The 14,463-nt window shown below is 37.6% G+C and carries 10 protein-coding genes; 6 read left to right on the top strand and 4 right to left on the bottom strand.

From position 1 onward, the window contains the following. Window positions 1-558: 558 nt before the first annotated feature. The 4 genes from mscL to AAA923_RS05970 form a co-directional block, all read right to left on the bottom strand. Window positions 559-969: a large conductance mechanosensitive channel protein MscL gene (gene mscL, locus AAA923_RS05985; RefSeq protein WP_041501290.1), complete on the bottom strand. Its 411-nt coding sequence runs from the start codon at window positions 967-969 to the stop codon at window positions 559-561. Between the two features lie 708 nt (window positions 970-1,677). Continuing rightward, on the bottom strand, window positions 1,678-3,378 hold the full coding sequence (locus AAA923_RS05980; protein ID WP_338215457.1) for a glycerol-3-phosphate dehydrogenase/oxidase: 1,701 nt from the start codon (window positions 3,376-3,378) through the stop codon (window positions 1,678-1,680). Window positions 3,379-3,820: 442 nt separating this feature from the next. Continuing rightward, window positions 3,821-5,164 (bottom strand): HD domain-containing protein, encoded by a 1,344-nt coding sequence (locus AAA923_RS05975; protein ID WP_338215455.1) that lies wholly within the window; start codon window positions 5,162-5,164, stop codon window positions 3,821-3,823. Beyond that, window positions 5,164-5,976, bottom strand: a complete 813-nt coding sequence (locus AAA923_RS05970) for a lipoate--protein ligase family protein (protein WP_338215453.1) — start codon at window positions 5,974-5,976, stop codon at window positions 5,164-5,166. Before AAA923_RS05970 ends, AAA923_RS05975 begins: the two co-directional genes overlap by 1 nt. Window positions 5,977-6,710: 734 nt before the next feature. Between AAA923_RS05970 and AAA923_RS05965 the strand changes: the two genes are divergently transcribed. From AAA923_RS05965 to abc-f (AAA923_RS05940), 6 genes are all read left to right on the top strand, one after another. Beyond that, window positions 6,711-7,151: a YwiB family protein gene (locus AAA923_RS05965; RefSeq protein ID WP_338215452.1), complete on the top strand. Its 441-nt coding sequence runs from the start codon at window positions 6,711-6,713 to the stop codon at window positions 7,149-7,151. Window positions 7,152-7,197: 46 nt separating this feature from the next. Then, entirely contained in the window at window positions 7,198-7,851 is a 654-nt protein-coding gene (gene rpoE, locus AAA923_RS05960; protein ID WP_338215450.1) for a DNA-directed RNA polymerase subunit delta, read from the top strand. A gap of 165 nt (window positions 7,852-8,016) precedes the next feature. Continuing rightward, on the top strand, window positions 8,017-9,630 hold the full coding sequence (pyrG, locus tag AAA923_RS05955) for a CTP synthase (protein WP_338215448.1): 1,614 nt from the start codon (window positions 8,017-8,019) through the stop codon (window positions 9,628-9,630). 40 nt (window positions 9,631-9,670) lie between these two features. Then, window positions 9,671-10,951: a UDP-N-acetylglucosamine 1-carboxyvinyltransferase gene (gene murA, locus AAA923_RS05950; protein ID WP_041501296.1), complete on the top strand. Its 1,281-nt coding sequence runs from the start codon at window positions 9,671-9,673 to the stop codon at window positions 10,949-10,951. A gap of 246 nt (window positions 10,952-11,197) precedes the next feature. Further along, complete coding sequence (gene abc-f, locus AAA923_RS05945; protein WP_338215445.1) at window positions 11,198-12,694, top strand: ribosomal protection-like ABC-F family protein; 1,497 nt, start codon at window positions 11,198-11,200, stop codon at window positions 12,692-12,694. A gap of 137 nt (window positions 12,695-12,831) precedes the next feature. Then, a complete protein-coding gene (gene abc-f, locus AAA923_RS05940) occupies window positions 12,832-14,286 on the top strand; it encodes a ribosomal protection-like ABC-F family protein (RefSeq protein ID WP_338215444.1) in 1,455 nt (484 codons plus the stop codon). The last annotated feature ends 177 nt before the right edge of the window (window positions 14,287-14,463 follow it).

The following is a 14,463-nucleotide window of genomic DNA, read 5'->3' as shown; positions in this document are numbered from 1 at the left end:
GAGAAACATTTACCTGCTATGCGGACCGGTCCGAGCCACAGTACGGTCTCGAACCTCGGTTTGAAGCCTTACCAAAGACCGGTAAGTCTCCAAACTCGCCCGGTGGAGTAAGAGCTAAAGCTCTAACACCACTACCACAGCTGGTAAATATTCTCATCCCTTCCGACAAGTTGCTCTGTATTAATTGAATGTAAGAGTATTAAATTGCCTTTATGCTCAACTAATTTTATATGTTAGATATAAAATATTCTTAAGTACAAAAAAATTCTAAGTGAGGATTGGATTCTTCACTTAGAATTTTTATTTATTATTTACTAAATTGATAGGCATTTTATATTTTTGATTTTATTAATCCAAAATATAATATTAATACATTAGCCGGAGGGTGCGATGAGTTTGCCAGCCATGAAAGTGTTGTTAGAACAGTGGTTTTCTGTTCTTACAACACTGACGTATTTTGAGATTTGCGTTTTGTGCAAAGCTCAAAATCGAGGCGCGAGACCTTGGCTCGCACCGGTCCATGGCAGGCATAACTCAATCGCAACCGGAAGTGGCAGTTTAATACCTATTGTTATGGTCGTTTCTTTGTTGATATCTTAATAAATCACGGATTTGTTGTAAGTATTCAGTTTGTGGATCAGGTATTTCATCACCATTTTGATCAAACTTACTACGTGAACCGTCACGGCGCATTTTGTTCATCATCTTAACAATCATAAAGACCACAAACATAATGATTAGGAAATTGATTAATGCGTTAATGAAATCACCAATCAAAAAATTGGCTCCTAAGACTTGAAATTTCATATCTGATAAATCAATTTGTCCAATAAAAAGTCCGATTAGCGGATTCAAAAGGTAAGTAGTAGTCGCTGATACTAAACTATTAAAGGCAGCACCAACGATAACACCGACAGCTAAGTCAACAACAGTACCACGGGAAATAAATTCTTGGAATTCCTTAAACATTCTCGCTAAATCTCCTTTATTGATAGTATCTAACTGAAAGTTAGACGGTTGGCTCCAGAGATGAGAACATTTGCCTGCTATGCGGACCGGCCCGAGCCAGAGTGCGGTCTCGAACCTCGGTTTGAAGCCTTACCAAAGACCGGTAAGTCTCCAAACACGCCCAGTGGTGTAACAGCTAAAGCTGTAACGCCACACCCACAGCAGGTAAATGTTCTCATCTCTTCCGCCTAATTAAGACTATTTTTGCAGATGTGAAATCTGGTTTAGTTCTTTCAACTTTCAGATAGTACCTGTTTCAAAGTACAAGACTCACTTTACTATATTTTTGGAAAAATTAAAGAGCAGTAATTGTTTTTTATTTAAATTTTAATAGAGAGTGGATGCAAGGATGGTCGGATTCCAAGCATTTTTCCCGTCTGAACCATTTTTAGAGATATCGAAAAAAAGCAATCCACAAGAATTGAATTCTAGTGAATTGCTTTTTGATTATTTAACTCATTGTGCCAGTTGATAACTTATTACAACATATCTCATAGTTTCAAACTTATTGAATATAAACACATCTGAATACTTCTACATTCCAATTAATAACGAATACTTTAGTCGGAAGAGCTGGGAAATATTTGTGTGTCGAGGTTCGAGACCGTACTTTGGCTCGGACCGTTCCGCACAGCTTGAGAATATTTCCCGGCTCTGTAGACGGCATATTTAAATTTTATTTTTAAGATATTCCGCATATTTCTTTTTAACATCGCTCAAATCGGTTAACTCTAACTTCTGGTTAACTTCATCTGTCATATCCTGTTTAGTTTCATCATCCCAGTCAAAATACTTTGCCATGTAGTCAATAACGGCTGTTTTGACACTCTTCATGTGACTAATATCAAACAACATCTGGCTGCTGCGACGAAGTAGATAGTCAATTGGGTGTTCAACCATTTCAAACTCAAGTTCATAATTCAACATTGCCCAGTCGATTCGTGGTAAACGAGCTTTAGTTTTTGTCTCGGGCAATAGTCGATAAACATCGAGTACATTTGAACCGTAACGTTGAACTAGTTTTTCGGCATCTTCACGGTCGAGGTTGTAGTTGATAATGCCTTCGTGAACTTCTTGATCAAAGAAATCCATCCAGCCATTGTCACCACCGACATCACCGCCGGATAAAGCTAAATCTTGGGTGATGGTAGCTTTGAATTCATAATCGGTTTCAAATGCCAATTGTTGTGCTACGCGGTCGACAATCTTTTCAGCCATCTTTCGATAACCGGTTAATTTACCACCAGCAATTGAGAGTAGGTCGGAGTCGGATTGGAAAATCTCATCTTTACGAGAAATTTCAGAAGGTGATTTGCCCTCTTCTTGAATTAAAGGACGGACTCCTGACCAGCCACTTTCGACATCATCAGGTGTTAAATATTGTGGCAAATCAAACATTTCATTGGCAGCAGATAGGATATATGTCACATCAGTTGCGGTGATATTTGGTTCTTTTGGATCTTCAGTCCAGGTTGTATCAGTAGTACCGATGTAAGTTTTACCTTCACGTGGAATGGCAAACATCATCCGGCCGTCATGGAATGGTGTATCAAAATAAACTGAATTAGAAATTGGAAACTTTTCATGGTCGATAACTAGATGGACACCTTTAGTTAAGTGCAGATGTTTGCCTTTATTGGAGTCATCCATTTGTCTAATTTCATCAACCCAAGGGCCACAAGCATTGACAACTTTTTTAGCATGAATTTCACCAGTTGAGCCATCAATCAGATTCTTGAAAATAACACCACAGATTTTATTGTTGGCATCATACAGCAAGCCGGTTGCTTTAACGTAATTGGCAATTAGGACACCATTTTCGTTAGCTTTCTTCAAAACTTCCAGTGTTAAGCGGGCATCGTCAGTTCGATATTCGACATAGACGCCGGAACCCTTCAAATTTTCACCTTTTAAATATGGCTCACGTTCCAAAGTTTCATGGGGATTGAGCATGTATTTACGTTCGGAACGTTTAACTTCAGCCAAACGGTCGTAAACGTCCAAACCAATTGCAGTTGAGAATGGTCCAAAAGTTCCATCGTCATAAAATGGCAACATCATTTTTAGCGGAGTCGTAACGTGAGGGGCATTGTTGTAAACTAGAGCTCTTTCGCTGCCGACTTCATGAACCTCTTTAATAGCAGCTTGTTTGAGGTAACGGAGTCCACCGTGGACTAATTTGGTCGAACGGCTTGAGGTACCGGAAGCAAAATCACGCATTTCAATTAATCCGGTTTGAATATTTCTTGTTTGAGCATCGAGTGCAATGCCGCTACCAGTAATACCGCCACCGATTACTAACAAATCCAATACTTGGTCCTGCATTTGTTGCAGGTTATCTGATCTCGTTTTGTTGGAAAATTCTGTCATGATACCCTCCTGTATTTCACACATTTTGGCAAATTAAGCATAATCTCATCAGCCAGTAATTGCACAAATAAAATATCAAAATAGGCTAGTTTTATTCTAAATAACTGAAAGTTGAAAGTTGCCGTTTCCAGAGCTGAGAGTATTCATTCTGTTGCGCGGTACGGTCCGAGCCGAAGAGCGGTCTCGAACCTCGGTTGAAGCCTTTTCAAAGGTCGAAAAGGCTTCAACACGCCCGGTGGTGTAATGGCTAAAGCCATTACACCACTTTCGCGGCAGATGAATACTCTCAGCTCTTCCAACTAATTATTCCATCGATGATGAACAAATGAAGGTGCCAGAGACATTAAATAAATTACTGTTAGAACTGATATAGCAACGGTCATATCATATCTTCAACTTTCAGTCTTTAGTTTAATAAAATAATGTAAAAGTTGAAAGCGTTTTAGTAAACGATTTTGTCATTATGGATATGTTTCTGGAATCTTTCGTAATCATCACTAAAAATATCATCAGAATGCTGGATTAACATTGATTTAGGGAAGTAGAAACGTTCATCACCTAAAATTTTACCGGTTAAGGCATTGACCAGACGACTGACTGTTGAAAGCTCAATTAATGAACCATCGTCTTGCATGATTTCAATCTGAGTCCGACTCTTATTAGAGTTAGGATTGTAGACATCGTATGGCAAGTCGTAACTAGTATTAGTAGCAGTGTAATAATCTTTATCGAAACCGACGTTTTCAACTATTTGGGCTAATTGTGGCAACATGTGCTCAGTCTTATTATCGTATTCGGCAGATTTGAATGGTTTACGAGATAAGAAACGATAGGATAAATCCTTGAGAATCTCATCAGGGTAACTTTGCCAAAGGGTAAAGTAAGTATTCAAGATGCCGTCATCGAGCAGTAAATAATCGTTGATTGTAACTTTATTTTCAAAAAATGGGATTAAGAGGCTAGGCATTTCGAATCCGTTCATATGGTTGTGCTCATAGAGGTCTTTGGCGCGTTGCAATAACTTAGTCAAAACAACTTCCATACCTCGTGAGACGGGATGAAAATAGACCTGTTGATACATCTGGAAGCGACTGACGATATAATCTTCGACCGCATGCATTCCATCGTTGTCAAAAGCAATTCCACCTTTGTACGGACGCATAACTCGTAAAATACGTGTGAGGTCGAACATTCCGTATTTAGTACCAGTGAAGTAGGCATCACGTAAGAGATAATCCATTCGATCAGCATCAACTTGACTAGAAATCATTTGGACAACTTGGGGATTTGGATACGTGTGGGCAATGACACCAGCAACTTTTTCTGGAAAGTCATCGGAAACTTGGCGTAAAACAGCATTGATTTCAGTTTCGGGTGAAGTGATAATTTTTTGAGTCCACATTTCGTGGTCGGTGTTGAAAATATGTTCAAAAGTATGTGAATAAGCACCGTGACCGACATCATGTAACAAGGCAGCACACAAAGCTACAATACGTTCGTTATCGTCCCAGAGACCATCGCCCGGAGTTTTAGTTGGATAATTACGATGGAAGTTGTCACAAATCTGACGTGTGATTTCGTAAACACCCATACAATGTGTGAAACGAGAATGTTCAGCACCTTGAAAGGTAAAAGATGATGTTCCCAATTGTTTAACACGACGAAGACGTTGGAATTCCTTAGTGTTGATCAAATCGAGAATAACTTTATGTTGAATGTGAATGTAGTTGTGAATTGGATCGCGGAAAACTTTTTCTCGTGGTAACATTTCGATATTGTATGGCATTATTTTTCCTCCAAAATAATTTTGTTACGTTTTATTAAATCGATTAATGTAGTATTATAAGCCTTTTGGTAAGGTTCGGAGTTTTGAATAATAAAAAATTCTTCACGACTAATTTGATAGTGGGCAGCCAAAACATCGAGAATTTGTTGCTTAGCTTGAGCAATGGAAAGCTTTCGATTCAACAAAGTGTCGAGGTTTTCCATTGCCTGCAAGTCGATTTCTGGATATTCAAACTTTTCATGTTTGGGAAAGTTGCTGACTTCATAAAAATCTTTCATCAGTTGACTACGTTGCTTTTGGTCACCATTGATACTAATGTAGGCCATGACGGCCACCGCATTGCCAGCCCGACGTTGCGAAATTCCGGCAAATTTTTTACCATTGATACTGAGATCGTAAGTTCCGGGACAGTAAGAATGAGTAATTTCACCAGTTTCAATTTGGGTCGAGAAAGCTTGTTTTAATAAGGAATACATTTTTTCATAGGCATCATCGATTAAGAGATTGTCCTTGTCGGGCAAAAAAATCGTACAGTTGAGAATACCTTCATCAGTCACGACACCCAAGCCACCGGAATTGCGTAAGTAAAAGAGATAATCTTTTTCCGACAACATTTCCAGACCAGCTTGTAAATTTTTCAATCGTTTATCTTGCATGCCTAGTATTACGGTAGGCGGAGTTGTCCAGAAGTGAAGCACCGGTTGACGATTCTCAGAGACAAATTTTAAGATAGCACCAGTGTCTGAAAATGGAACAAGCATATCTTTGTTAGAGCTTATTTTTTGGTCGTATAATATAATAGTATTGTTCACTTGATCACTTCTTCGTTTTTTTGTTATTTTGTTGTTGTTGAAGGATGCCGCCTTCGGTCGTCAAAAATTTTCGCCTGCTATGAGGACCGACTTGAGCCAAGGTCTCAAGTCTCGCTTTGAAGCCTTGACATAGTTCGTCAAGTCTCCAAAGTCGCCCTGTGGTGTAAGAGCTAAAGCTCTAACGCCACTTCCATAGCTGGTGAAATTCCTGACGACCGGAGGCTAGGGTATTAAAAAAATTCATCCGTTCCTTGCTTGGATTTGATGCATTAGTAGTTATTTGAGGATTAATCAACTCGGGTGTTTTATAAAACACTTCTTTAGTTGCAGTCGATTCCAAATGATACGAGATAAGCAATTTCGTAGTATTTAGAATCGACTGCAATGTCAGAGAATTGATGTAAGAACGCACTTGCTGGTAAGGAACGTAACGAATTTATTAATAGTAAAATATTCATTGAAGATTGGATGTATAAGTTTAAAGCTAATACATCTGTTCAATAAATTAGTCGGAGGAGATGAGAGAGAAGATTCACCGCTGTGGGTGTGGCGTTAGAGCTTTAGCTCTTACACCACCGGGCGTGTTTGGAGACTTGCGAACTATGCAAGGCTTCAAACCGAGGTTCGAGACCGCACTGTGGCTCGGACCGGTCCGCATAGCGGCTGAATCTTCTCTCTCAGATCCGGAGACGGCTTACACAAATACAATTTTATCATGTAGAGGCAGTAGGGTATTGGAAAATAATAGTTTTGATATAAATGTTCAATTAAATATTGAGACATTGCAATCGGGAGAATTAACACATACTAAAATTTCTGAACCGGGTAAATTTACCCAAATTGGAAATTCGATTTATTTAAGATTTAACGAAAGTCTAGAAAATAATGATAAGGCTTCAATCTTAGTTAAAATTACGGAAAAGGGTGAAATTCATGTTAAACGTGTCGCCAAATCAACAAATTTAGCCTCACTACTTTATTTCACCCATCAAGAACACAACACTGGTCACTTGGAAACAGAATATGGTGTTTTACCTTTAGACACTTATACCAAGGATTCGAAGGTCCAAATTGTAAGTAATCCGCTTTCTGGAAAAATAAACATTGATTATGACTTGATTTACGACAATAATGTAATAGGTAATTATAAGTTTAGATTGATTTTTGGCGCTTAGGTCTATATCATTATAAGTAAGACGCTGCGAAAGGACGTGTACACGTTTGAAGTTTGACAAATTCAAGGATCAAAACAAAGACGAACTCTCATTGATCGAGGTCGCTTATGAGATTCTAAACAACAATAAAAAAGAAGTAATGAATTTCTCAGATATCATTAATGAAATTCAAGATTATTTGGGTAAGTCTGATACAGATATTAAGGAAGCACTTCCTCAATTCTATACAGATTTAAATAACGATGGTAGTTTTCTTTCACTCGGCGAAAATGTTTGGGGTCTACGTAAGTGGTATCCATATGATTCAGTCGATGAAGAAGTAAATCACCCTGAGGATAATGGTACTGAAAATACTCACAAAGCTGCTCAAAAGGTTAATGCCTTCTTGAGTGACGATGATGTAGATGATGATGTTGTCGATTACGATGATGACACTGATTTGAATGTGACTGATATGGATGATGACGATGACACTGATGGTTCATCAGACAATGGTCCTGACTTATCTAAGTTTACTAATTCTGATTTAACATCTGTTGATGACGACGATGATGATGACGAACATGATGACGGTCTTGAAGATGGTATCGAAGGCCAATTATCAGAGTTTGACGCTGACGACGACGATGAAGATATCGATCTTTCTGATGACGATGATGACGAAGACGATGATGATGACGAAGAAGACGAAGATAAATAACTTTACTTTTTTGAATTAAAAGTTTGACGACTCGAACATATCACGGTATTATATAGTTCGGGCTCTATTAGATAGACAAATTCAAGTTCCCTGTTCATGCAGAATAGGGGACTTTTTTATTTTTGCGAGTAAGAAATCCCTAGAATTAATATGTGGAGGAAATCTATGACTAAGTACATTTTTATTACAGGTGGAGTTGTTTCATCATTAGGTAAGGGAATTGTTGCCGCATCCCTTGGTAGACTACTAAAAAATCGCGGACTAAAGGTGACAATGCAAAAGTTCGATCCTTATATTAACGTGGACCCAGGAACAATGAGTCCATACCAACATGGTGAAGTTTATGTTACCAACGATGGTACAGAAACTGATCTTGATTTAGGACATTATGAAAGATTTATCGATAACGATTTGAACAAGTATTCAAACGTTACAACTGGTAAAATCTATTCCGAAGTAATTCGTCGCGAACGTCACGGTGATTATAACGGAGCAACTGTTCAAGTAATTCCACATATTACAGATATGATTAAACAAAAAATTATGCGTGCTGCTACAACAACTGATTCAGACGTTATCATTACTGAAGTCGGTGGTACTGTTGGTGATATTGAATCACAACCATACCTAGAAGCATTGCGTCAAATGAAAGCTGAAGTTGGTTCAGAAAACGTTGTTTACATCCATACATCACTAGTACCTTACTTGAAGGCTGCTGGCGAAATGAAGACAAAGCCAACTCAACACAGTGTTAAAGAATTGCGTGGAATCGGTATTCAACCTAACATTTTAGTTGTTAGAACTGAATTGCCAATGCCACAAAACATGAAAGATAAGATTGCTTCATTCTGTGATGTTGATCCAGAAGCTGTTATCGAATCACGTGATGCAAGTTCACTTTATGACATTCCATTGAACCTACAAGCTCAAAACTTTGATGATATTGTTTGTCGTTACTTGCACTTAGATACTAAGAAAGCTGACATGGCTAACTGGAACAAGTTAGTTGACCGTGTTCACAATTTGAAGCACAAGACAAAGATCACTCTAGTTGGTAAGTATACAAAGTTACAAGATGCCTACATTTCAGTTACAGAAGCACTCCGTTCTGCTGGATACGCTTATAATACAGAAATAGAACTAGAAAAGATTTCAGCTGATCTTATTACAGAAGACAATGTGGCTGATTATCTTAAAGATTCTGATGGTATTCTAGTTCCAGGTGGTTTTGGTAGCCGTGGTCTTGAAGGTATGATTACAACAGTTAAGTATGCTCGTGAACATGATGTTCCATATCTTGGAATCTGTTTAGGTATGCAAATGGCAAGTATCGAATTTGCTAGAGATGTAGCTGGTATCAAGGATGCTACAACTGGTGAAGTTGATGCTAATGCTCCACACAAGGTTATCGACATCATGGCTGATAAGAAAGATGTTGAAGATCGTGGTGGTACTTTACGTTTGGGTGCTTATCCATGTAAACTAAAAGAAGGTTCAAAAGCAGCTGCTGCTTATGACAATCAATCAGTTATCCAAGAAAGACATCGTCACAGATATGAGTTTAACAACGAATATCGCAAGCAATTTGAAGATCTTGGCCTAGTATTCTCAGGTGTTTCACCCGACAACCGTTTGGTCGAAGTTATTGAAATCCCTGAAAACAAGTTCTTCGTTGCTGCTCAATACCATCCAGAATTCTTGTCAAGACCTACTAAACCAGAAGGCTTGTTCAAAGGATTTATCGGTGCAGCTTCAGGCCTTGAAGAAGACAACATGTAGTCTTCTTTTGAAGTAGTCAAATATAGTTAGGAAAAAGCTTATGCAAAAACTTGTAATCAACGGTGGAAAGAAATTATCGGGTGAAGTGACAATCGGTGGTGCTAAAAACAGTACCGTAGCGTTGATTCCTGCAGCCATTTTATCTGATACGCCTGTAGTGTTAGATTCCGTTCCCCAAATTAGAGATGTAAAAAATTTACGTTCTATTTTGAAAGATATGAACGTTACTTCAGAAATGAATAATGATGTATTGCGAATTGATCCGACAGAGATCCAATTTGCTGAATTGCCTAGTGGTAAAGTAAGTAGTTTACGTGCCTCATATTATTTTATGGGGGCCATGCTCGGCAGATTTGGTAAAGCTGTAGTCGGTTTTCCCGGCGGCGACGATATTGGACCACGTCCTATTGATCAACATATCAAGGGATTTGAAGCATTAGGTGCACACGTTGAGAACAAACATGGACAAATCATTATTACAACTCCTGAAGAGGGCCTTAAGGGAGCAAAAATATTTTTAGATATGGTTTCAGTTGGTGCAACAATCAATGTTATCCTCGCTGCTGTTAAAGCCAAGGGAACAACCGTGATTGAAAATGCTGCCAAAGAACCAGAAATTATTGATTTAGCAACTTTCCTTAACAACATGGGTGCTGTTATTCGTGGTGTTGGGACGGAAACGATTCGTATTGAAGGTGTTGATACGCTTCGTTCAAACAATGCACATACAATTATTCCTGACCGCATTGAAGCAGGGACTTATTTAAGTTTAGCTGCCGCAAATGGTGGAGATATCTTAGTTAAAAATATTATCAGTGAACATTTAGATGCATTTTTAGCTAAGTTGGATGAAATGGGCGTTAATTTAGAAGTTGGCGAAGACAGTATTTACGTTAAACCATCTCCTGATTTAAAAGCTGTCAATATCAAGACGATGCCATATCCAGGTTTTGCAACTGACCTTCAACAACCAATCACTCCGCTTTTGATGAGAGCAAGTGGTGAAGCAATGATTGTTGACACTATCTATCCCAAACGTGTGAAGCATATTTCACAATTGGCTAAGATGGGTGCCGATATCACAAGTGAAAATGATTTGATTTTTGTTCACGGTGGTGCCAAGTTAAAAGGTGCTAATGTAACTGCTGATGAAATCAGAGCCGGTGCCTGTTTGATGATTGCTGGCCTTTTGGCTGACGGTCAAACAGTTATCGATCATGCTGAAAACATCTTGCGTGGTTACGATCAAGTCGTTTGGAAATTACACTGTCTAGGTGCAGATGTTAAATTAATCGGTGAAGATGACTTAATCGAGTCTTGACAGAAATGATTTAACCTGATAAATTAATTAATAGTTTAAAACAAGAGAGGAAGTGCGCCGTTGAGAAATTAAGTTCAAATTTTAAATTATACAAATATATTAATAATAATATTTCGTGTAGTTTGATTTGGCTTATTTTCCCAACAGTGTCTCCTTAAAAATAATTAAGGACGCTGTTTAGCGTCCTTTTTTTGTACGCAATTTCGTATCGCCAGATCAGCTGCACCTGAATGAGGGTGTTTTTAAATGGGAACAATACAAATAGAAAACGTGAATTTTAAATATGATCAAATGATGGATAATCTATTCAGTTCAATGAATTTGAAGATTGATGAGAGCTGGAAGTTAGGTCTGATTGGACGTAACGGTCGCGGAAAGACCACTTTGATGAAGATGTTACTCGGGCAATTAGATTATTCTGGAACCATCGTGTCAAATCTCAATTTTTATTATTATCCACAGCTTGTGGCAAATAAAAATGTTCCAACTGTTGAAGTAGTGAAGAACCTAGCTCACTTGGAAGATTACGATCTTTGGAAAATTGAAATTGAATTGGAAAAATTACAAGTCAGTACCGATGTTTTACAACAGGAGTTTGCGACCCTTAGTCCGGGCGAAAGAACTAAAGTACTATTAGCCATTTTGTTTATTGATGAATCTGGATTTCAATTGATTGATGAGCCAACCAACCATTTGGATATTGAAGGACGTAAGATTGTTTCTGATTATCTAAAAAGTAAAAAAGGCTTTATCGTTATTAGCCACGACAAGTCATTCTTAAACCCAGTCATTGATCACGTGATTTCAATCAATCGTCAAGACGTTATGGTTTATAAGGGTAACTTTGATACTTGGCAAGATAATAAAGACCGTCAAGATCAATATGAAAAAGATCAAAAAGAGCAACTTCAAAAAGACATTGGTCGCCTACATGAAACAGCCGTTAAGTGGGAGAACTGGTCACAACAAGCTGAATCGCAAAAAAATAAGAAACACTATACCGAAAAAGTTAATTTGGATAAAGGTTTTCTGGGACATAAGTCAGCTAAAATGATGAAAAAGGCAAAGACTGCAGCTAAGCGAGTTGATTCGGCTATTAGTGAAAAGCAAGGCTTGTTGAAGAATATTGAAATTGAAGAACCGATTACTTTAAATTATCAAGCAGTCAGTCATCCTAAGGTGCTGGTAGAAGTGAATGACTTATTCTTACAACATGATGAAATAGTTACACCGACCGTTAATTTCAAAGTTGAGAATCATCAGGTTTTAGCCTTAATTGGTCAAAACGGTATTGGAAAAACGACGATTTTCAAGCAAATCTTAGGATTACCACAACCATTCACACAACATGGAGAAATTCATATTCCGAACAATTTAAAAATTTCTTACTTAGCGCAAGATAATGAATTACAAGGCAATATCCGTCAATTAGCAGAAGTCAAAAAGATCGAACCAGAATTGGTATTCTCTAATCTGAGAAAATTGGGATTTGAACGCTATCTATTTGAACAGCCAGTTGAAGAGATGAGTCAAGGACAACGCAGAAAAGTTGCTCTAGCCTTGAGTTTATCACAAGAAGCTAACTTATATTTTTGGGATGAACCGTTGAATTACCTGGACGTTATTACACGTCAACAAATTATTGATGCCATAAAGAAACAACAACCTACGATGCTTTTGATTGATCATGATCAGGATTTAATTGATTCAGTTGCTACTAAAAAGGTAGTTCTGAAACATTAATTTGAAAAAGAGGGGAATCCACAACTGAGAAAATAAGTTTGAATCTAAATTATACGAATATGTGTAGTTTAACTTGAACTTATTAGTTTAAGGAGTATCGGAAGGTTAGGACTACACCCTGAACGAGGTGTTTTCAGATGGGAACAATACAAGTAAAGAATGTCAGTTTTAAATATCCAGCGATGGTGAATAATATTTTTGAGTCGCTCAATTTAAAAATCGATGCTGGTTGGAAACTAGGTTTAATCGGACGTAATGGTCGGGGGAAAACGACGCTTTTAAAAATTCTCTTAGGCCAATTAACTTACCAAGGTCAAATTACGTCAGATTTAAATTTTTATTATTATCCACAAACAATTGGAAATAAAAAACTGCCAACCAGAATAGTTGTGCAAGAACTAAGCGGCTTAGCAGAATATGATCTTTGGAAAATCGAAGTTGAATTAGAAAAGCTACAATTAGATATTAAAATATTAGATCAAGAATTTGCGACGCTTAGTCCAGGAGAACGAACTAAAGTCTTGTTAGCGGTCATGTTTGCTGATGAATCAGGATTCCAATTATTAGATGAGCCAACGAATCACTTGGATATAACCGGACGTCAAGTAGTGGCAGATTATTTACGAAACAAGCAAGGCTTCATAGTTATTAGTCATGATAAAGCCTTTTTAAATTCAGTTATTGATCACGTAATATCGATTGATCGACAGGATGTCTCAATTTATAGAGGTAACTTTGATACATGGCAGACAGCAATTGACCAACAAAATAATTTGGAACAGAACCAGAAAAAACAGTTAAAAAATGATATTAGGCGACTACATCAAACCGCTGTGGAACGAAAAAATTGGGCGCAGAAATCAGAAGCCCAGAATCCAGATAGCACCGGGAAAAAGATGATGAAAAAATCCCAAACCGTTGCCAAACGAGTGAATCAAAAAATCATTGCTAAACAGGCATTACTAAAGAATATTGAAGTAGAAGCGCCTTTAACATTAAATTATCATCCAGTATTACATCACCAAACGGTCTTAAAAGTTAATAATTTATCGTTACAATGCGATCGAATAACAACACCAACCATCAGTTTTGAAATTGAAGCTAATCAAGTTGTATCGCTAGTAGGAAATAATGGTATCGGTAAGACAACGATTTTTAAACAACTTTTAGGAATAGCACAGCCATTTAAACAAACCGGCACAATTGATTTTGTGAAAGATATTAAGATATCCTACTTATCACAAGAAAATGAATTAGTGGGAACCATTAAGCAAATAGCCACGAAAAGAGAGTTGGAAGTAGAGTTGATTTATTCCAATTTGAGAAAACTAGGCTTTGAAAGGGCGCTATTTGATCAACCAGTCGAAAAAATGAGTCAAGGTCAAAAGCAAAAAGTCGCTTTGGCAGTGAGCTTGTCAGAAGAAGCTAATTTATATTTGTGGGATGAACCGTTAAATTATTTAGACGTCATCACGCGACAACAAATTATTGAAGTTATAGAGAGACAACATCCAACAATGCTATTAGTTGATCATGATCAGGACTTGATTGAGACAGTAGCCAATCAAGTGGTGAGACTGGAAAATGTTTAGTTAGAGAAAGGTAGCCTGCTTTAACGTTGTAACTAAAACTCTTAAATTTAAAATATCCACTTTTTTGTATTTATATTTTTATGTAAGAACCACTATCTTAGTCGTAGGTTGAAAATTAGAAGTGTCAACAGTGATAGTGGTGTTAGTACGAGTGGTTCGTCTCGTGCTTACAGCACA

It is taken from the genome of Companilactobacillus muriivasis (genome assembly GCF_036246245.1).
GTDB classification, from domain to species: domain Bacteria; phylum Bacillota; class Bacilli; order Lactobacillales; family Lactobacillaceae; genus Companilactobacillus; species Companilactobacillus muriivasis.
The sequence above is the reverse complement of the archived record's forward strand: the minus strand, read 5'-3'. Positions and strand labels throughout refer to the sequence as shown.